This is a genomic window from Serratia sp. L9, from assembly GCF_050632285.1.
Taxonomy (GTDB): Bacteria; Pseudomonadota; Gammaproteobacteria; order Enterobacterales; family Enterobacteriaceae; genus Chania.
On record NZ_CP192591.1, the window covers coordinates 2,013,465 to 2,034,347 of the forward strand.

13 protein-coding genes and 8 pseudogenes are annotated in these 20,883 nt (G+C 43.5%); 11 read left to right on the plus strand and 10 right to left on the minus strand.

All coding sequences use genetic code 11. The annotated features are described in order from the left end of the window. The first annotated feature begins 78 nt into the window (after positions 1 to 78). Complete coding sequence (locus ACQ86O_RS09610) at positions 79 to 456, plus strand: hypothetical protein (RefSeq protein WP_431225036.1); 378 nt, start codon at positions 79 to 81, stop codon at positions 454 to 456. Positions 457 to 581: 125 nt separating this feature from the next. Here the strand turns inward: ACQ86O_RS09610 and ACQ86O_RS09615 are convergent. After that, a pseudogene (locus tag ACQ86O_RS09615) lies at positions 582 to 773 on the minus strand (IS3 family transposase); the annotation flags it as partial. Between the two features lie 163 nt (positions 774 to 936). Beyond that, positions 937 to 2,049: a nickel/cobalt efflux protein RcnA gene (locus tag ACQ86O_RS09620; RefSeq protein WP_431225037.1), complete on the minus strand. Its 1,113-nt coding sequence runs from the start codon at positions 2,047 to 2,049 to the stop codon at positions 937 to 939. 125 nt (positions 2,050 to 2,174) lie between these two features. Here ACQ86O_RS09620 and rcnR point away from each other — a divergent pair, with 125 nt between their 5' ends. Then, positions 2,175 to 2,447 (plus strand): Ni(II)/Co(II)-binding transcriptional repressor RcnR, encoded by a 273-nt coding sequence (rcnR, locus tag ACQ86O_RS09625; protein ID WP_431225038.1) that lies wholly within the window; start codon positions 2,175 to 2,177, stop codon positions 2,445 to 2,447. A gap of 46 nt (positions 2,448 to 2,493) precedes the next feature. Here rcnR and ACQ86O_RS09630 read toward each other — a convergent pair. After that, positions 2,494 to 2,789, minus strand: a pseudogene (locus ACQ86O_RS09630) (integrase core domain-containing protein); the annotation flags it as partial. 148 nt (positions 2,790 to 2,937) lie between these two features. Here ACQ86O_RS09630 and ACQ86O_RS09635 point away from each other — a divergent pair. The 6 genes and pseudogenes from ACQ86O_RS09635 to ACQ86O_RS09660 form a co-directional block, all read left to right on the plus strand. Continuing rightward, positions 2,938 to 3,246, plus strand: a pseudogene (locus tag ACQ86O_RS09635) (DDE-type integrase/transposase/recombinase); the annotation flags it as partial. Positions 3,247 to 3,696: 450 nt separating this feature from the next. Further along, on the plus strand, positions 3,697 to 4,227 hold the full coding sequence (locus ACQ86O_RS09640; protein ID WP_431225039.1) for a fimbrial protein: 531 nt from the start codon (positions 3,697 to 3,699) through the stop codon (positions 4,225 to 4,227). Between the two features lie 73 nt (positions 4,228 to 4,300). Continuing rightward, positions 4,301 to 4,828: a fimbrial protein gene (locus tag ACQ86O_RS09645; protein WP_431225040.1), complete on the plus strand. Its 528-nt coding sequence runs from the start codon at positions 4,301 to 4,303 to the stop codon at positions 4,826 to 4,828. Positions 4,829 to 4,904: 76 nt separating this feature from the next. Beyond that, a complete protein-coding gene (locus ACQ86O_RS09650) occupies positions 4,905 to 7,385 on the plus strand; it encodes a fimbria/pilus outer membrane usher protein (protein WP_431225041.1) in 2,481 nt (826 codons plus the stop codon). A 12-nt stretch (positions 7,386 to 7,397) separates the two neighbouring features. Further along, a pseudogene (locus ACQ86O_RS09655) lies at positions 7,398 to 8,116 on the plus strand (fimbrial biogenesis chaperone). 42 nt (positions 8,117 to 8,158) lie between these two features. Further along, the gene (locus ACQ86O_RS09660; protein ID WP_431225042.1) at positions 8,159 to 9,256 is read left to right on the plus strand and encodes a fimbrial protein; all 1,098 of its coding nucleotides are present in this window, start codon (positions 8,159 to 8,161) and stop codon (positions 9,254 to 9,256) included. 89 nt (positions 9,257 to 9,345) lie between these two features. On the opposite strand, the pseudogene ACQ86O_RS09665 reads toward ACQ86O_RS09660, so the two are convergent. Next, positions 9,346 to 9,551: pseudogene (locus tag ACQ86O_RS09665) on the minus strand (IS6 family transposase); the annotation flags it as partial. 2,200 nt (positions 9,552 to 11,751) lie between these two features. Between ACQ86O_RS09665 and ACQ86O_RS09670 the strand changes: the two are divergent. Both ACQ86O_RS09670 and ACQ86O_RS09675 read left to right on the plus strand, forming a co-directional pair. Next, positions 11,752 to 12,117: a LuxR C-terminal-related transcriptional regulator gene (locus ACQ86O_RS09670; protein ID WP_431225043.1), complete on the plus strand. Its 366-nt coding sequence runs from the start codon at positions 11,752 to 11,754 to the stop codon at positions 12,115 to 12,117. Positions 12,118 to 12,282: 165 nt separating this feature from the next. Then, on the plus strand, positions 12,283 to 13,200 hold the full coding sequence (locus ACQ86O_RS09675; RefSeq protein WP_431225044.1) for a LysR substrate-binding domain-containing protein: 918 nt from the start codon (positions 12,283 to 12,285) through the stop codon (positions 13,198 to 13,200). Positions 13,201 to 13,233: 33 nt separating this feature from the next. Here the strand turns inward: ACQ86O_RS09675 and ACQ86O_RS09680 are convergent. Beyond that, positions 13,234 to 13,354 (minus strand): annotated as a pseudogene (locus ACQ86O_RS09680) (IS3 family transposase); the annotation flags it as partial. Positions 13,355 to 13,650: 296 nt separating this feature from the next. Here ACQ86O_RS09680 and ACQ86O_RS09685 point away from each other — a divergent pair. Beyond that, positions 13,651 to 14,730: a LysR substrate-binding domain-containing protein gene (locus ACQ86O_RS09685; protein ID WP_431225045.1), complete on the plus strand. Its 1,080-nt coding sequence runs from the start codon at positions 13,651 to 13,653 to the stop codon at positions 14,728 to 14,730. Positions 14,731 to 14,941: 211 nt separating this feature from the next. Here the strand turns inward: ACQ86O_RS09685 and ACQ86O_RS09690 are convergent. From ACQ86O_RS09690 to ACQ86O_RS09710, 5 genes and pseudogenes are all read right to left on the minus strand, one after another. Further along, positions 14,942 to 15,064 (minus strand): annotated as a pseudogene (locus ACQ86O_RS09690) (IS3 family transposase); the annotation flags it as partial. Positions 15,065 to 15,507: 443 nt separating this feature from the next. Next, positions 15,508 to 16,952, minus strand: a pseudogene (locus ACQ86O_RS09695) (DASS family sodium-coupled anion symporter). Positions 16,953 to 17,147: 195 nt separating this feature from the next. Beyond that, positions 17,148 to 18,386: a cupin domain-containing protein gene (locus tag ACQ86O_RS09700; protein ID WP_431225046.1), complete on the minus strand. Its 1,239-nt coding sequence runs from the start codon at positions 18,384 to 18,386 to the stop codon at positions 17,148 to 17,150. 78 nt (positions 18,387 to 18,464) lie between these two features. Beyond that, on the minus strand, positions 18,465 to 19,856 hold the full coding sequence (locus ACQ86O_RS09705) for a sigma-54-dependent transcriptional regulator (RefSeq protein ID WP_431225047.1): 1,392 nt from the start codon (positions 19,854 to 19,856) through the stop codon (positions 18,465 to 18,467). A 10-nt stretch (positions 19,857 to 19,866) separates the two neighbouring features. Next, the gene (locus ACQ86O_RS09710) at positions 19,867 to 20,808 is read right to left on the minus strand and encodes a sensor histidine kinase (protein WP_431225691.1); all 942 of its coding nucleotides are present in this window, start codon (positions 20,806 to 20,808) and stop codon (positions 19,867 to 19,869) included. Between the last annotated feature and the right edge of the window lie 75 nt (positions 20,809 to 20,883).

Sequence of the window (20,883 nt, forward strand, 5' to 3'; positions counted from 1 at the left end):
AAGTTTCCCTGCAAACATTACTATTTGCTTGCTGCGCATGAACGCAGCTTCGATTGAATATTAACAAGGAGTTAAATTATGTACGAGATTATTGATCAGGATGTCGGTGGCATTTACAAGGCGGTATTGGTGCCTCGTAATGAACTGGCACAGTTGAGTCGGCTAGAAGCGGGTGACTCATTATTTGATTGTACAGTATTGGTTTCACAATATATGGCTGACTTCCCAACGCCAAGTTCAGAAGAGGGATTTTTGGCATCCGGTCGTGGTTACCATGACTTAGTGTTCAAATATCAGGGATTGTTCTGGGCAACCCGTGTTAGTGTAGAGCCTGGCAATCATCCGTGGAGCGACGATACCTATACTGTTCCGGTTAATCAAAGTAATGGCGCATTTTATAATATTACAACAGGCATTATTACGCCACCTGCATATGTTGTATTTAATCCTGGCTAACTGATGAAAAAGTATCTGGTTAAAAATGAAGGATTAGCTTTTAAATTTAACATTTAATTAATTAACCTCTGTTTTTTATCTCAGATCGAATGAATGCAGTTTGGCAACAGGCTGTATTCATTCCAATAATCAAATACTGATTTTTGCATTATTTCACGGCTGGTGAAGTGCTCGCCGTGGATACATTCCACCTGCAGCCTGTGCAAAAAGCTTTCCGCACAGGCATTATCGTGACAATAGCCTTTTGCGCTCATACTGCCACGCCGGGTATGGCGTTTCAGTAAAGTCTGGTAATCCGCTGAACAGGGCTGGCTACCTTAAAAGCATATTAAAGAATTATCAAGGTGGGGGACCCACCTTAACCGAAGTTTTTTAATAAACGCTGTCACTCCAAATGCTGTAGCCTGAAGCCCCTGCTGTACTATTACTCAAAGTAAAGCGGCAAATTCGTAAAGTTAAAATACACCGCCTGTGTAACACTTAGCTAATGATGCCAAGATATCCATGAATCCCCATGTAAATTCCTACGCATCCGATAAGAACGCTTGAAAAGTAAGGTGCTTTTTTTGCAATTTTATTAAAGCCACCCCAGCGCTTTGCAACCTGGCGAACACTCACGGCCGCTCCCACACCAACTGTTACCAGCGTCAGTGCAAGGCCAATACTGAAGCAGACAACCAATGTTGCCCCTAATGTTAAAGCTTTAAGCTGGATGCAGATTAACAGCACTGTAATTGCAGCAGGGCAAGGGATAAGTCCCCCAGTCAGGCCGAACAACAGGATCTGTCCGTTTGTGACCTCTTTGCCGGTAAAACGGCGCTTGATGTCATTCGCATGTGCCAGCTCATGAGCATCCTGATATTCCTTAGAATTGATATCGAGACCTTCCAGTGAAGAATGATCATGCTCGTGTTCCTGGAACGAAACATCATAATCATGAATATGGCCCCGATGACCTAAGGAAAGGCGCACTCCAAAATTATGGGGCTCAGGAATAGGTAGTCTGGATTCTAAATAGTCACCATTATCAACAAAATCAAAAGGCTGTGAAAATTGAGCAACCTCTCGGGTTGTGATCAGAGATACATCGCGGGCTTTCCATTTTTTGCCACTGAGTGTATGTAATCGCCAGTGCGGTGGCTGACCTTCTTCGTAGACGGATAACTCAACTTTACCGTGGCCGGTATCAATCAGACGTGATTCATTATGATGACGGTGTTTTTCACCCTCCTGAATCCCTTCCAGCCAGTTTTTTTCACCCTTCCAGGTTCGCCAGAACATCCAGAGAGCAGTACCGAGGATGATGACAGCGGAAACTAATTGCAGCCAGGGTTCGGCAGATTCAGCGGTGAACTTATTGCTGAGATACATCCCACCAAAGGCTATTAACCATACGATTGCTGTGTGTGAAAGGGTTGCCGCCAACCCAAGCATGATAGCCTGCCGGACGGTGCCTCTGATAGCGATGATGAAAGCCGCCATCATGGTTTTTGAATGCCCTGGCTCCAGCCCATGAAGAGCACCGAGTAAAATTGCACTAGGGATAAAAAACCAGGCATTTCCTTGCTGCAAAAGAGCTGTAAATTCGGTCATGATAATAAGTCTTGGTATGAAAGGAATGAAGGTTCGTATTCTACTCCCCCCAGTATCACATGCTACCCCCCAGTAGAATGAGAGTGATATCATTAAGAGAGTTTTTTAGTGAGTGAGGTTTCAGGATGTCGCATACGATCCGTGATAAACAAAAAATTATAGCCCGGACAAACAAGATTCAGGGGCAGGTTGTGGCTCTGAAAAAAATGCTGGATGAACCCCATGAATGTGCCGCCGTATTACAACAGATCGCAGCAATACGTGGGGCAGTGAATGGATTAATGCGAGAGGTTATTAAGGGGCATCTGACAGAACATATTGTTTATGAAAGTGAGGAAAAGAAACGTGAAGAAGACCTTGAGGTCGTGCTGAAGGTGCTGGATTCCTATATTAAGTAATCACTCCCTTTCTCTGACCCTGGCCCCGAATATGTTCAAGTCATAATCAGGAATAACCGGCTTTATCTGGCTGCACATTCTGGCAACTGGCAGATTTCTCGGCGAATTCGGATGGGGTCATCCAGCCTAGCGCAGAATGGAGCGCATCGGGTTATAGTGTATGCGCCAGGCCTCGATTTTGCACCGGACATCTTCCAGAGACATGAACCAGTTCTCATTCAGACATTCCTGCCGTAGCCTGCCATTAAAGGACTCCACCGTGGCGTTATCAGTCGGTGTTCTGGGCCGCGAGAAGTCGATCTTAATCCCTCTTTCATACATCCACTTGTCCAGCATTTTCCCCGCAAGTTCAGAACCATGAAACCTATTGAATGTACCCAACTAGCGTTTAAGTCAGCGCCTTCTGTTGAACGCAGATGTGCCTTACGCAGATCCCCAGACCTTCGCGAGTATAAAGATCAATCACTGTCAGCAGGCGTAACCGACGTTCGGCGAACCCGAGGTGGTCACTATTGATAAACGTGCTGCTAACACAGCAGCGTTGGCCACACTCAACGCCGACAAACCCGATGAGGAAACGATTACTGTCAGGCAGAGTAAATTCCTGAACAACGTTGTCGAGCAAGTTCACCGTAATATCAAATGTCCGATACGCCCGATGCTGGGATTCAAATCGTTTCGACTAGCCTGGACCTTATTGCCAGGCATTAAGCTGGTACAAATGCTACGTCAAGGGCAACTTCATCATCCCGCTGGAGAGGGGGCAAGCGTGGAGCAGTTTTATCTATTGGCCGCCTAAAAAACGGCAGAGCAACCTTTACTAACCTCTTTACACTAATGCGATAGAACCAGTTAATCTCACTGTGAAATTGTAATTTTATGAATGTTAATATTTTTTTGTATTTTGCGTTAATTATAACCATATGAATTATATTGTTTATTTTTGTTTTTATATTATTTTAGGTATCACGTGAAACAAAAATGATATCTTCCCGATAACCGGGGTTGACTCTATAATGACCCTACTTACCAAGTGGCATTTAAATAAATAATAACGAGCGGTTCTTTTCATTGCCTGAGCATTGAGTTTAACTGGTTGTAAAAATTAAATAAAAACTAATGCTATAAATTAAATATCATTAATGATAGGGAGCTAATGTTTTTGTAATTTATGTTGTAAATGTACTACTGCAGGAAATAAACACTGTAATTATTAATGAACCAACCTCAAGAAAATAAAGGATTATTTATGTTTAACTTTAAAATGAACGTTTTGGCCGCCGCACTGATTTCTGCATCAACATTTGCTGTACATGCTGCAGATCAAGGTTCAGGTACCGTCACCTTTACCGGTTCCATTATTGATGCGCCATGTTCAATTACCCCACAGAGCTCCGATCAGGTTGTTCCATTGGGGCAAATATCAGCCGCGCTGTTAGCTAACCAGGGTACTTCTACGCCACAAAACTTCACTATCAATTTAGAGAAGTGCGACATTACTACGATGCAAAACGTTTCTATCACTTTTAACGGTATGGAAGACGATGATGATAACGATCTGCTGGGTATCGTTGGTGATGCAAAAGGCGCAGGTATCGTGATCACCGGTGGTAACGGCACCGCAATCAAATTGGGCCAAGCCTCTTCCGCACAGACTTTGGGCACTGGCAATAACTCCCTGCTGTTCTCGGCCTACCTGAAAGGTAGCAGTGCTACTGCGGGTAGTGTGAAACCAGGTACTTTTACCAGCGTAACCAACTTTACTCTGGCTTATCAGTAAGCATGGCAAAAGCATACGGCTTCGGCCGTATGCTTTATCACTGAACAAATAAATAACGGTGTTAAAGATCGGTATGCTGAGACTTCTGTTATTGTTATTCAGTTTGGTGTTTTCGTCTGTAACGTTAGCCATGCAGGAACAATATGGCCGAGTCAATATCAACGGAGCCATTATTAATCCGGCCTGTACCATATTGGCTGAAAATGCTGAACAGACCGTTGACCTGGGAATTATCACACAGCAAAACATTGAACAACACAACTCAGAGATTATTTACCCTTTTGCTATTCGTTTAACCAATTGTATTTTAGCCACTTCGAAAAGCAGTTTAGGTTCATGGCAAACGTTCAGCATGATGTTTGATGGGCCAAGCGCCCTTGGTAACCGAGGATTCACGCTAGGTGACCAGAGCCAAGGGTTGGCTTTCGAAATCCGCGATGAACAGGACAATACCGTTATCCCAAGAGCAGCCATGAAATTAAATGAGCATTCTGTAGCCAATAAAACATTAAATTACTCTCTACATCTGGTTAAAACATCACAACAGGTTAAACCCGGGCCTTTTTACACGGCAGTGAGTTTCATACTGATTTATCAATAAATATCTTCAATGATAGACGGTATGTTTATCGTTAGTTTGTTAAGAGTTTAAGCGGGCCATTTATATGAGCCATACAATGGATTGTATCAAAACATGCTGTATCACATTTGTAACATCATTGATGGGATTCAGTGGCGCTACTTATGCCGTGGAATTCAACACCGATGTTTTGGATACCGAAGATAAACAGAATATCGATTTATCACGATTTGCCACTTCTGGTTACGTTATGCCAGGGCAATACCCATTGGTTATCAACATTAACCAACATAATTTGCCTGAACAGACGATCACTTTTCTTCCTCATGATAATAAACCAGACAGTAGTGAACCTTGCCTATCAGAGAATGTGGTTGCTTTGTTGGGGATGAAACCCAGTATCGCGGAAAAAGTCAGTTACTGGCATAACAATACCTGTGCGGATTTGAAAGCGCTTGATGGTGTCATTACCCGTACCGATTTCGGTGCCGGAATTTTATACATCACCATTCCTCAGGCATGGCTGGAATACAGCGACCAAAACTGGCTACCGCCATCCCGTTGGGATGATGGTATCTCAGGTTTATTACTGGACTATAACCTGAATACGTCGGTAAATAAGCCAAAGCATAGTGCCTCCTCCAACAATGCCAGCTTAAACGGCACGGCCGGAGTGAACCTGGGTCCCTGGCGTTTACGAGGAGATTATCAAGGTAATTACACCTCGTTTGGTGGTAATAATGGGCAATCCAGTCACAACTTTGATTGGAGTAGGATATATCTGTTTCGGGCGGTACGTTCGTTGGCAGCGACATTAACGCTGGGAGAAAGCTATTTCACCTCGGACATCTTTAATACCTTCCGCTATACCGGCCTGAGCCTGGCCAGCGACGAGCGCATGCTGCCACCAAATCTGCGAGGCTATGCGCCGGAAGTCAGTGGTATTGCCCGTACCAATGCCAAAGTCACCGTCAGCCAGCAGGGGCGGTTGTTATATCAGACTACCGTACCTTCCGGGCCGTTCCGTATTCAGGATTTGAGCAACTCGGTTAGCGGCTTGTTGGATGTGCGGGTTGAAGAGCAGGATGGCAGCGTCCAGACCTTCCAGATCAACACTGCGACTATCCCCTACCTGACCCGGCCTGGGGCAATACGTTACAAGACGGCCTTCGGGCGGCCAGCAAACTTTGGCCGCCATATGGAAGGGCCCGCCTTCGCCAGCGGTGAAATGTCCTGGGGTATGAGCAATAGTTGGTCATTGTACGGTGGCGGTATAGTTGCAGGAGATTATAACTCCCTGTCGATGGGTATTGGACGCGATCTGTTCGCACTGGGAGCGCTGTCGGCTGACGTAACTCAATCCTGGGCAACGCAATTGCCGCAGCAGTCTTCGCAACGGGGGAAATCATTCCGCCTCAGCTACGCCAAACGCTTTGACGAACTGGACAGTGAAGTAACCTTCGCCGGTTACCGCTTCTCGCAGCGTCAATTTATGACCATGAATCAGTATCTGGATACTCGCTACCGCGGTAATAACAGCGGCAATGACAAAGAAATGTACACCATTACCGCCAGTAAAAACTTCGCCGATGCGCGGCTTAGCCTGTATCTCTCCTATAGCCATCAGACCTATTGGGATCAAGAGGCTACGGACAATTACAGCGTTTCTCTCAGCCGTTATTTTGACGTGTTAAACATCAAAGACGTGTCGGCCAACCTGTCTGCTGGCCGGAGCAAGCATAATGGAGTGGACGACGACAGCGTGTTCCTCAGCGTTTCGATACCGCTTGGGGGTCAGCAAACTCTCAGTTACAGCGGGCAGCATAGCCAAAACAGTTATAACCAGACCGTTAGCTACCTCAATAACAACGGTGAGAACAGCAATTATCGTTTGAGTGCCGGGTTGAACACCCCACAGCAGGGCGGTACCAAGAGCCAGTTCAGCGGTTTTTATACCCAACGGAGCAGCCTGGCAGAACTTAGTCTGAACGGCAGCTATGCACAGGATAACTTTACCTCCTATGGTCTGGCGCTAAGAGGCGGGGCAACGGTGACTGGCAAAGGGGCAGCGCTGCACAGTAACAACGTCGGTGGCGGTACCCGCCTGATGGTGAATACCGACGGCGTAGCCGGAGTACCTATTGAAGGACGCAGTTTACGCTCGAATGCGTTTGGTATTGCGGTACTTAATGACGTCTCCAGCTATTATCGCACCGATACGCGGATTGATATTAACCAACTGGCTGAAGATGTCGAGGTTCGCCAACCGGTAGTTGAATCAGCCCTCACCGACGGAGCCATCGGCTATCGGCGTTTTGGGGTGGTGAGAGGTCTCAAGGCCATTGCCACATTGCGCCAGGCTGATGGCAGTTACCCGCCCTTTGGCAGCAGCGTGACCAACAGTAAGGGCCTGGAACTGGCGATCGTCAGTGATGAAGGTTTCGCCTACCTGAGTGGTATTTCAGCCGGAGAGACGCTGGATATCGCCTGGAATGGCAGCAAACAATGCCAGGTCAATATACCCGAAAGAATACCGGCGCAGTCGCGATTGCTGCTGCCCTGCCACCCCATGAAATAGGTAAGTAACAGAATGCAAATCAGACATAAAATCACCTTATTCACCGTGCTGTTCCTGGGGAGTCAGGCAGCCAATGCGGCTATTGCCCTGGATCGTACCCGGGTGATTTATGACGGACAGAGTAAGTCGGTCAGCCTGAATATCAGCAATGAAAATAAAGAATTGCCTTATCTCGCTCAGGCCTGGATAGAAAATGCAGAGCATAAGAAAGTCAGCACACCATTGGTGGTAACTCCGCCAGTGCAACGGCTTGAAGCAGGCGGCAAAAGTGCAGTTCGCATCTCGGCAGCCCCGGAGGCTCTGGCTCTGCCTCAGGATCGTGAGTCGCTGTTCTATTTCAACCTGCGGGAAATCCCCCACGCAGCGAAAAGAGCAACGTCATGCAGATAGCGCTGCAAACGCAGATCAAACTGTTTTATCGGCCTGAGGCTATTGCCCTTAAGAAAGGTGAGATTTGGCAGGAACAGGTGAAGCTAAAACAAATAACACAAGGTTACCGGATTGAAAACCCAACGCCTTATCATCTGACTATTATTGGGTTAGCAGAGAAAAGTAAAACTAAAGCTGACGACAATTTCCAACCTTTGATGATCGCCCCCAAATCTAGTAATGAGTTGAAATCCGCTCATTTCAGTCAACCGGTATTAACCTACATTGATGATTACGGTGGTCGGCCAGTGTTGAATTTCAACTGTAATGCAGGCAGTTGCCAAGCGGTAAAACCAAAATAAACGGCGCCTGCCAGAAAGAAAAACATGAACAGGGAGATACCTATGCGTATCCAGCACAGCTTGCATAAAATAGGCCTATTGGCGGGCATCATTGGTATAGGGCTCTACAGCCTACCGGTTATGGCAGTCATCAGCAATTGTACGGCAGGTGATATTATCTCTCGCCCCTTTGTGATGAATCCGCTACCAACAACGTTAACCAACGGATTTGTACTGGGATCGCGCAGTGTAACTACTCCATTTACCTATAATAAAACCACAAACACATCAGAGGGTCTATATATCGGGGCATGGTATTCTACTGGTAATGTAGAAAGTGCCTTTAATACATTACCGGTCTTCGGTACGGCGCAAGGGGTTGGTGTTCGGCTAGTCAACAAAGACACGGGAGTCTATGCAGATAGGAATACCTTTAACCGGGTAAATACGTATTTTACTAATATCCCAGGAAATAACTTCTCTATCACAGAAGAATGGATATTGGAACTGGTCGTGGTCAATGCCAGTATCTATAAAGGAGGGAAAATTACAGGATTTAGTCCCGCTTTGAGCATGGTTTTTGGTAACCAAAAAGTCTGGAACGATAGAATGATTGATAATAGCGCAGGTCGTTGCTCCGCAATAATGGCACTCATTGGCATAGATGTTATCACTCAAGGAAGTGGTACTGCTCCTGAATTGCCAATACCCAAAAACCCGACCTGCGATTTAGGCGGTACCAATATTGCCGTATCTTTACCGGATGTAGACAGCTCCACCCTCAAAAATAGTGGTGATATAAGTGGCAGCAAATCATTTTCTATCCCGTTGGGTAACTGCGGAAAAGATGCCAAGCCCTATATCACCTTTACCGACAGTAATAACAACACCAATCGCTCTACCACGCTGGGATTAGCTGCGGGAAGTACCGCCGCAGGGGTGGGAATAGTGATTGAAAAAAGTGGAGGTGATTTTGTGCAGTTTGGTGCACAAAATACCAGCGTCAGTGGCAGTAATGTGGGGCAGTTCCTGATAGGTACCGCCGTGGCAGACGGCAGTTCAATCCCCCTGGCCTTGACGGCCAAATATATTCGCACCAACGCCGCGCTGAAAGTGGGAGAGGTAAAAGCCGATGCTATTTTCACTATCGCTTACCCTTGATATTTTAATTATTATGAACTGAGCGTACACCCTATACTTCAATAAGTAGGCAGAATTGGTGAGGTTAGTAAACGTTGTCCTGCCGTTTTTTAGGTGGCCAACAGATAAAATTGTTCCGCGGGTGACACCCATCTCCTGCGGGACGATGAAGTTGCCCTTGACGTAGCATTTGTACCAGCTTAATGCCAGGTAATAATAAGGTTCAGGCTAATCGGAACGATATGAATCCCAGCATCGGGCGTATCCGAGGTTTGATATTACGGTGTATTCGCTGGACAACGTTGTTCAGGTATTCTTAATGCGACAAAGCCGCCATGACCACCCCGCTATTGGAGGTCGCTGATCATAGCCTTTATCAGTGCATTGATAGACAATGTGCTGATGAAGCGCATTAATGTTTATGTGATAAATCTGTAATTAGTCTGTTTTCTGCGATCGGACAAGATCGCATTTTTTATTCCCAGATAGAGTAAAATCCCAAACCAAAGGGGATTGCCGCAGTGGCCAATCGTCCATATTCTTCAGATTCTGTGACTATCGTTACAGCGCTCCCTGAAGAGTTTCAGCTGGCTACGCCCAGGTTGGATTACTGAGTTGTTTGCCCGCATGGCCAACCGCCTTTTTGGCGCGACACGGCACGGTTCTACCTTGCTTCGATACCTGACACCTCAGGTATTTTCTGGCGTCAAGCCGCACCTACACTAAAAATCCAAACCATCATTAATGATGAACTATATGAGCCAGATTGCGACGGACAAACTCAATTTAGGATCCTGTTTGCAATAATGCCATTGATATCGCCCATTTTCCCTTCGCAAGGGCCGCAAACGGAACACTGTTTATTCTGTCGATGGCAACATACCTGGATTATTTGGTCAATTCTTGAGTATGAAACAGAATGTCAATCCGCATAAATATGGTACTTAATTCAAAGGTACAGAATCTATCGACAGGGCGAAACCGTAAGGTTCTGTTCAAATGCGTCCGATAATCCTATTAGAGCATTCCATAGACAATGATAAAAAGGCTAGTTAAATGAACTATAAAATTGAAATTTTATGCATGTTAATCTTTTTTTTGTATTTCATGCTAAGTTTAACTCTATGAATTGTATTATTTATTTTTGTTTTTATATTGTTTTAGGCATCACCTAAAACAAAAATAACATCTTCCCTGTAACCGGGAAAAATCCTATAGTACCCACACTTATTGAGGTGATTAGGAATAGTGAGCGAATTGGTGCATTGTCTAAGTATTGCGTTGAGCCAACTGCATATAGTTTTCATTAAAAAGGGGGTTATTTCAAAGTGGAGTTTGAAAGGAAATACCGCAGGCGTTAGCTGAAAGTTCTTTGAACATTGCTTGCAGAGGTAACGTTGGGTACTGAATACTGAATATCCATTACTTCGTATTTCGTGGGTTTTAATGCACTGAGGGTAGGCGGTATCAATTTTTACCCTATGTGATATCTAAAGTGAAGAGCTGTAAGTCTGCGTGATGATCCGATTTACTACTCGTCTTGCGCCTGGAGAACATGATTGTTGTTAGTCATTTAGATACTGCGCTGGTTAATACCGAAAAGGGCACAGTTTCCTTTAATTTCTTAACAAGAAAAAATGATGTTTATTCGGCGGTTCGTATCAATGCCATTTATCGAATCTAATTAATCAGCTAGTAAGTGTTAAATAACCAAAGGAATTGCGGCAGGGAGATAAAAGTCTTCAAACAAAAGTGCACCTAGTAGAAGAATTTATCTTAGTCGGGCCTGCAATTCACCCTGAAATCCTCTATCTGGGAGCACAGTAAGGTAGACTTTGGAGGAGGAGGGTTACCGCAAGTGGAAATGGCTACGCCACCTCAAAAATATCGACAGTAATAATTTATGCGTCAGTTATGCCACTACGGGTGTAAAAATAAAACCCATGCTCTGAGTATGAGTAATAGTTACAGCACTCAAGGTAGCCAAAGGAGAGGGGCTGGAAGTTCACTATTTTATAATCTGAAGTTTAACAGTAATGACAGAGTCTCAGGGAATAATCTTGATTTCTCATCGGTTAACGATAAATACATTGCACTGGAGCAAATGAATAATATAAGGAATAAACGTAAAGAAAAATATTTGACCTTTGAAATGAAAGTTTTAAAAAATGTAATTAAAAAATTTGATGTGCACCGTGACACGTTAAATTGTCTTATCACGCATAAGAAATGATATTTTTTTTGGAGATAAAATGAAAAGGAGTAAAATTGTTCTACAGTGCTCGTGTCATTACACTAGGACAGGGCTGGAATATTTAATTAATACTTCTGAGCTTTCAAAAAATACAGAATTAATTGAGAGCGTGTCGAATTTCCAACAATATGAAAAGAATTTAATCATATTGCCTGATGTTGACATAATTATATTGACATTGGGCCCTGATGATTGCAATTCAATCTCTATTCTTAGGTTATTCACAAAGAGACTTCTAGATTCACGCCCTAAAATGAAGATTATGGTGATTGTTGGACTGCATGATCAATATAATAATGTTCTTACTCGTTATTTGGCAGGTTTGAGGAATGTTTGTGTTATATTTGACATTTCAACACCCTTGGATGTTTTGCTGAGGGAAATCACTGCGCTCATTAAAGATCATATAATTGAGAAAAAGGTTTTGCCGACAGTACTATTTTCCACTAGGGAAAGTATTATTATGCAGGGTATTTTAAATGGTCAGTCTATGAATAGGATATCAAGCCATTTGGATATTGACTATAAAACAGTTAGCCATTACAAACGTTCTGCATTAGGTAAGTTTGGTATTCGGTCGCTTCAGCCTTTATTAACGGGAGGGTTTGTTAAAAACTGTCCTTATTAATAATACGATAATAATTAACTTTATTACAGTTGCTGATATGTAATTATCATGCCCTTACTTATGTCAAGTTAAAATGCTGTTTATTAAATTAAAGTTATTATCATCGTGCATGACTGCGGTTGTTTTTTTCCTATGTGCTAAATTAATCAGGTAAGCGTTATCATAATGAAGAATATACCAAAATTACATTATCTAAAAATTTTCCAGTCTATAATACAGCATGGCAGTATCCGATCTGCCGCAAAGTCATTGAATCAAACTCAACCCGCGTTGACACGAGCGATGAATGAGTTGGAGAAAATGTTGGGTACGTGTCTAATGGTACGAGGTACTCGTGGAGTTATTCTGACAGAAGCCGGAAAGCTCTTTATTCCACGAATGCAACTGGCTCTAAATGAGTTAGAGCGCGCGGTTAATGAACTTGAACATATAAGCCATACTGCGCGTGGTACCGTGAATATTGGGAGTTCGTGCCTGTTCTCCATGACTGTATTACCTTTAGCAATACAGCGGTTTCAAAAGCGTTTTCCGAAAGTTAATATTCATCTTTCTGAAGGGCAGATCCCTGAGTTGTTAGAGGCCGTGCGCTGTGGAAAGCTGGATTTCATCATTGGTGCAACCCTCAATAGTTGCCTGAGTAATGAGTTTATTGAGGAACATCTCTTTACAACCTCTTTTCGCGTTTTAGCGCGAAGAGGGCATCCTCTAGCTTATTGCTCATCACTTAAGGAATTAAGAAAAGCTAATTGGTATTTACCGATGTCATCATATGGCTACTATCGGCACTTAGATACTATTCTTTTTCCGGAAAAACAACAGAATATGCCAAGGGTAGTGCGAGGAAACGAGGCATTGATGAGGCTGCAAATGGTTCTTAATGCAGATTTTCTGACTGTTGGTGCACAGTGTATACCCAATGTACCGTCTCTGAAAAAGTTACTCTGCTATATACCGATCATGGAGATATTGCCTGATGGTTCCTATAGCTTTATTTACTCTCAACGTCTTCCTCTGACGACTGTAGCCAAAAACTTGATGAGCGAGTTACGTAAGGAAATTGAGAACTATCCTTGGAATGCATAAGCATAAGCAACGCCGTGGAGGGCGTAGAGTAAAATTTAGTTTATGGACAACGGCAGTAACACCGATGCGCTCAGCCAGTTTCATGGCTTCGTTATGGAGTTCAGGCGTATGCTGTTTTACGGGGCTTCTAACTGGTTGATACGGATTTTGTAATGTGAACCACCTCGGGGTGAGAGTTTACTCACTTAGTCGCGTGTCCACTAATGGTGGGGAAGATCATATTTCAAAAGACCTAAAAAGTGAACGGGCCAGTTTGTCGGGACATTTACAGAGGCAGTATGTTCCATGTTACAACTTAGATTAGAAAAGTATAGTTATAGCCAGCGTTAATTTTATTATAATTAATGTTTATCCCTAATTAAAATACAGTATTAAAGAATTATAACCAACTAATTGGATGAAGAGTGACTTTTTCATGCTATGCAAAAAAACTCCAACAACAAATAGCCATTGATTATTGAAAGTACAGCAATACTAATATCTTTGCTATTTACTAAGTTAACATTATTTTTATCCTACTTATTGAAATGTAATGGATGTGATTTTTCTTTAATGATATGTCATACTGATTTTATAAACGTCTTATTACGCATCAGTCTTGATAGAGGTCGCGAGATGCTCATTCCCAAGTTGACTCACTTGAAGGCGCTTCAGGCAGTAATCCAATATGGCAGTATTAGGGCTGCTGCGAAAGCATTGAAGCAAACTCAACCAGCGGTAACAAGAAGTATTAAAGCACTAGAGGAAATATTGGGGGCGCCACTTATTGTCAGGGGAACTAAAGGTATTGTACTGACAGAGATTGGTCAGCTTTTCGAACCTAGAATGAAGCTTATATTGCATGAGTTAGAGCGGGGTGTGGATGAAATAAAGCAAGCTATTGGGGATTTTCAGGGTACAATAGCATTTGGTAGTTCATATTTACCTACTTTTAGTATTCTTCCACAAATAATAAAAAGAGCTCATAAAAAGCACTCGGACATTAGAATATCTCTTGAGGTTGGACAATTTTCCGAATTACTTCCATTGTTACGACTTGGGCAGTTGGAGTTTTTTATTGGGGTAGTATCCGATGATATATCTATAAATGGGTTTATTAAGGAAAACTTAGTAGAGACGGATTTTTGCATTGTTGCAGGTAATGGGCACCCTTTGGCAAAAAGTACTTCACTTGTTGAATTATGTGGTGCAAATTGGTATTTACCTAAGGCTGAAGCCGGGTATTATAGTCAACTTAAATCATTGTTATTCCCCGCGGGTATAGGAACGAGCGGTTCTGTTCTTATCAGTAATTCTACTGCTGTTGCAGAACAACTTGTTATACACGGCGATTACTTATCTATTGGGCCAGTGTTAATGTTGGATGAGCCATTATTCAAAAAAAGTTTATGTAGATTACCGATTAACGAAACCCTCCCAAGTGCACATTATAGCCTCGTCTATCGTCAGCAAACTACGTTAACTGTGTTGGCAAGATATATGGCTGAGGAGATCCGAAAAGAGTATAAGATACAAAAAATAAACATATAGAGTGAATATTTTATCGGGTGCTGATTATCCGTTTCACGGGCTGATAGCATCAGCAAGCAGGTTCTGGCGTTAGGGAGCGTATTGGTGGTAGTAGCTGAGCTGTTATTACAGCTCAGCTACTTCAGTATCAATAAATGAAACTGTTCTCATTGGATACTCGGTCACGTGCGCAGTCTAAAATCAGGTAGCTTATGATGTAAGCAAACCGGTTTTAGTTCCACGCACTTTTTGATATTTCCGGGTTTTCAGCCATCAGCCGGTATTCCTCCGGCTGATGGCTATTCAGGGATTCATGAGGTCGTTCGCTGTTATATTCCATCAGCCAGCGCTCAGTGAATCGGGCTTTACGCATGGCGATCTCCTCGGGGGGACATAATCAGCATGTCGGAAGATCTCTAAAAGTGGATGGTGTGTTTTGCCGGGATACTTACAATGCCAATGATATCGCCCGAATGCGTTACGTTGGCTGAGATAGGGAGATCTGCCTGAAACGCGCATCGTTGCCCCATAAATGATCGAGTTGATTAAAGAACAACCACGACATTAATTCTCCGATGATAGAAAAGTGGATTTTTACAGTCTCTGTGACGGTGTCATGCGGCCTCAGAAAGTTTGAAATTCCTAGCGGTCAAGCAAAACGGTTACAAAATGGCTATAAGTATTGATGTTGATATAATTTTTAGGCTTATTGCCAAAAATTAACGAATCCTTGCGGTCACCTCTGATGGCATTATTCAACAAAGCCCAACAAGAGTGCCGAAAAAGGCACCCGTGATGTTAGTAAAGCCCCAAGACTTTCCACCATGCCAGGCCGATGGTCAGCAGCACAATCTGATTCACAACGCTACAGACTAGCCCGGTTGTCCACCATGTTGATGTAGGCACATAGCCAGGCCCAAACAAAATTGGCCCTCGCGCGTGCGTGTATTGGGTTAATGAGCAAGAGAAGCTGCTGGAAAGTGCCAACATTAATGCCATTGGCATAGCGGGGACACCCAACTGAATACCTAAAGTAAGAAATACCGAATACAGTGCGACAATTTGTGCATTTCCGCTGGCGAAAAAATAGTGCGCATACAAATAAACCGCATTCAGTAATACCAGTAGAAGCACCCAACTATTACTACCGGCTATGCCATGAATTTCTTGACCAATGGTATTGCCAAACCAAGCCATAAACCCTAGATCTTTCAGTTGGTCTGCCATCATTAGCAATGCGGCAAACCAGATCAGCGTATCCCACGCTCCTTTTTCTGCGAGAACATCTTGCCAACTTAAAACACGGCTAAGTAATAAAATTGACAGGCCGATAAATGCACCCGTTGTTGGGTCTATGCCTAATACCTGATAGAAGATCCATAGAGCAAGAAGCACAATAACCGTTCCTGCCATCAACCATTCGGCTCTCGACATTTTCCCCATTTCTGCAAGCTGTTGTTTGGCCAACGCAGGTGCTTTGGGAGTATGTTTAATCTCGGGTCTGGCCGTTACAAAATAGATCACCAGTGGGATCAGCACAAATGAGACCAGGCAGGGAACCACGGCAGCCAGTAACCAACCGGACCAGCTTAGTAAGATATGCTCGTTGGCTGCGAGCTTTACAATCAACAAGTTACCGGTAAACGCTGTCATGAACATTGCGGAGGTAACATCATTGATATTACCCAGGCATGTCACCAGGAAAGTCCCTATCTTACTGCGTGAAACATCGTCCGGGCGAGATTCAAAGCTACGCGATAACGATTCAGCAATCGGGTAAAGTACCCCTCCACACCGCGCGGTATTGCTTGGCATAGCAGGTGCCAGGATCATATCCGCTAACGCTAAGCCATAGGCCAATCCCAATGTTCTTTTTCCTAATAAGGTGATCAACACCAACGCAATTCTGCGCCCTAACCCGGTTTTTATAAATCCCCTGGCAATAAGGAATGCCACGACGATTAACCAAATTGTTGCATTATTAATATTCCTCAATCCCGTTTTTATCGCAGCTGCAGCTGTAGCATCACCCCCGCATTTAACACCACATACGCTGTTATTCCGATAATACCAACAGCTCCAATAGGCAATACATTGGCTACAATGCTGGCGATAGTGGCAATAAACAGCACCAGAGAATGCCAAGCGGTAAGTTTTAATCCTTCGGGTGGTGCGATGTTCCAGCAAATAAATGCCAGTGCCACTATAATAGCTAATCGCAACCATTTAATATTATTGTCCATGATAAAACCTCAGTATAATTACTATTTCTGTTATCATGCATTTACTTGAGTCTTTAGCCATTTATTGATTAAACATACTGCCGTATAAGTACACTATACGGCAGTATGAACATCTGACTCAGATAGGATAACGCTATCAAAGCCTTCCCCTGGTGTTAGCAATTAAAGAATGTATTGCACCATTCCTTTATGGGTTTATTTAATTCGTACTGGCGGAATGGGTGATGCATAAGGTAGTGCTGTTTTTTCATCTTTTGCCAAATCGGGATTTACCATCTTGGCGCTCACATTAAGCACTGAAGGATCTTCTTCTACCCACCAGGCCCAAAGCATCCGCAAAGGCTCTTTACTGGTTGTTTTCCAGCCATGAACGGCATACGGACGATGGTAAATAATGGTGCCAGGCTTAACCTTTTGCTTTTCATCATCTACATACCATTCGGCTTCGCCAGAAATAACGAAATAGAACTCAGGAGCAGGGTGGTTATGGGCTGGGTAGGTATATCCTGATTTTTGTTCCAGCGAACCAAAGTAGAGGTAGCTGTTTTGGAATGCCGGTTTAGGTAAGTTTGGGCCAATGAGTTCATGATAAAAATATTTTGCGTTTTCATCCGCAATACCATTTTCCCCCGTTCCCCGGAACCAAGCTGGATGTGTTTTAGTGGCTTTCTTTGGCGTTGCACTTTCATGTACAAAAGCCGTAGTCCCCACCAAACGACCAGGTACAGGGTATTCGCCATACTTGCCATTGATGTTGTCACTGGCGTCCATACGTACTTTTGGCAGTGGAACAGCAAAAGGTTGCACCTTGTCACGAGAGTTGAAAAGATCCGGATTGGTAAATCTCGCCCCTTTCGCCAATACCGAATTATCCCCTTCCGGCCACCAGATCCAGGCAACACGCAATGGTTTATCTTTTGACAGATTACGCCAGCCATGTGCCGCCAGTGAACGGTGGTAGATCATCTCGCCGGGGACGACGGTCTGGCTCTGATCGTCAACAAACCATTGTGCTTCACCAGAAATAACATAATAGATTTCTGACGCCGGGTGGCTATGTGCGGGATAGGTTTCGCCAGGGGCCAATTCCAAGGTGCCCATGTAGATATGTTCATTATTATGCCCTTTGGTGACGAAGGATTTGGGGCCAATCAGATCAACATAGTGATACAGCGAGTTTTTATCCGCTAATCCATCTGGCGCATTTCCTCGATACCAAGCTGGATAAGATTTATTCGCTTTTTGCGGGCCCTCTGCTTCGTGGAAAAAAGCCGTCGTACCCTCAAGCCGTCCTGGGGCCGGGTATTCCCCCTGCGCATAACTGGCTCCTATGCTGGTAGCCATCAATAGCAATGCCGTAGAAATTTTTTCATGATGCTCCATCCTGTTGGAAAAACGAAGGTTGCATTCAGGATGTAGCAATAATGATGCCATATTTTAAATTTTTATTTTTCAAATAGATAGATGTGCCGCTGCCGTTTCTATGCAAAAAATTATGAAAATTGCATAGCGCTATTCAAAATTTTGCCTCTTTAGCCAGCGGCTTAATGTTGGCTGGGATACACCCAATACCTGCGCTGCTTTGACCTGATTACCACCAGATTGGCGCATCGCTCTGCGTATTAATTGCTCGGTCATCTCTTTAACCGTAGATAATTTCTCATCGTTTAGGTTTGCTAAATGCTCTTCATCATTCCTGGATTTTTCCATAAAGTCAGTATGGCTCTGCATATTATTCAATTGTTCGATATCAATAATTTCACTATTGCGAATCACTAAATCACTGATAATTGATTGGAGTTGACGGATATTCCCTGGCAAATGTAATGTCATCATGTGATTAATCAGACGCTCGGTGAATACAGGTACATTTTTAGACATTTCACGGGCGGTTTGTTCGGCAAATTGCCGTACTAACAATGGAATATCTTCTTGGCGGTTTCTTAACGCGGGTAGGTGAATCTGATGGGTATTAAGCCGGAAGAACAGATCGCTGCGAAAGGTTTTTTCTCTGACTTTAAGCGCCAAATCCTGGTTAGAGGCCAAAATAAATTTGGCCGCCGTTTTTTCCACTTTATCGCTACCTAAAGGGAGATATTCTCTATCTTGTAGCAAATACAAGAGCTTAATCTGAGATTGCATAGATAGATCGCCAATTTCATCAAGAAAAAGTACCCCATCACTGGCTTGTTTAATGATCCCTTGCCGAGCACCTTCAGCACCCGTATATGCACCTTTGACATGGCCAAATAATGCATCAGCGAACATAAGTTCATCGTATCCTGCCACGTTAGTGGAAACAAAGGGTTTATCCGGAGAAGCTATTTCGCCGATAAGTTTTGCGATTAATCCTTTCCCTACTCCACTCTCACCGGTAATAAGAATATGATATGGGCTGCTGGCAATCAGCTTGATGTAATCAAAGATGGCAAACATTTGCGGGCTTTGAGTTATGTAGCAACTAAAAGCAGGATAATCGGTGGCCCGAACGGTTATCTGTTTGCGTATGTTTTCATTTTCCCGCTCCAGGTGCCTTATCTTCAGCACTCGTTGAGTATTTGCCATCAACTCACTCACTGGCGTAGATTTAACAAAATAATCCACTGCACCTTTTTTAATACAGCTCACTGCATTTTCTGTGCTATTAGAACCCGTCATAACGACCACATCTTGTTGCGGGTAAAGAAGTAATATCTCTTCCAGTAAGTCTTCGCCAGACTCTTCTGCCAAATAAAGATCAAGTAAAACCAAGTCAATACGATGGCTATTTAATATATCCCGAGCCGTTGCGCTATCTGTTGCCATATAAATCGATTTTTTTGGAGCTACCTTATAACTATTGAGGGTACGGCTAATCCCTTGCATCCACTCTAACTCATCATCAACTAACAGTATTGAGACCATAGTATACGCCTTATGATACTGGGAAAAATAATGATACCGTCGTTCCATTATTCGGTACGCTTTTGATTTCCATATACCCTCCATGTTCCTTGATCAAACGGGATGTAAGTGAAAGCCCAAGCCCAGTCCCCCCACGTTCCTGACGTGTAGTGAAATAGGGGTTGCAGACATTTTTTAATACCTGCTCATCCATACCTATACCCTGATCGCGTAAAACCACTTTGGCATACCCTGTGGTTTTCTCCAAAGAAAAACTGATCGCCTGAGATTTATTCGTCAGCGCATAGCAGGCATTTTGCAGTATATTTATAATCATCTGTTCTATCTGCCCATAGTTGCCAAAAACGGGTGTTTCTGAAGCCGCCTCGAATATAAAGTTATGTGTATGTTTACGAATTAAAAATCGAGTAATGCTGACAGCACTTTTCATGCATTCTGCCAAATCAACCTGGCTATAGTCTTCACTTTGCCTCATCGTGTAGCCGCGTAGTTCATCCACCATAGATTTCATTCTGATCAGAGACTTGGTAACCGCTTCTTTAGCCAGTAAAATTTCCTCTGCATCTTCGGTGTTAGTTTGGTCGGGTATGCATCGTTGTAAATAGTCAAAGTTATGCAGAATACACCCTATTGGGTTATTAATTTCATGAGCGACAACGGACGCCATCTCTCCTAATGCAGAATAGCGACTAGTCATAAACAGCTCATCACGCAAACGAACATTTTCCGTAATGTCATCCACAAAAAGAAGAATATCATTCTGGCCCTCGTAAGGAAAATTGATCGCCAATACTTTCCAGAGTGTATTGTCTTCACCTTCAAGGGAGAACTCGATATTGTTAAACCCGTCCTTTAATCTAGATATATGGTCTACAGCGATGTGAGGAGAAAAGCCGCTATTACCTTCCCGGCTACACCAGCGCACATTACACTGTCTATCTACGATAAACACCAACACGGGAATGCGTAACAGGATAGTTTGCAGGATGCTGGCCAGATCCTGGTACTCTTTTTTTGTGCGACTAAA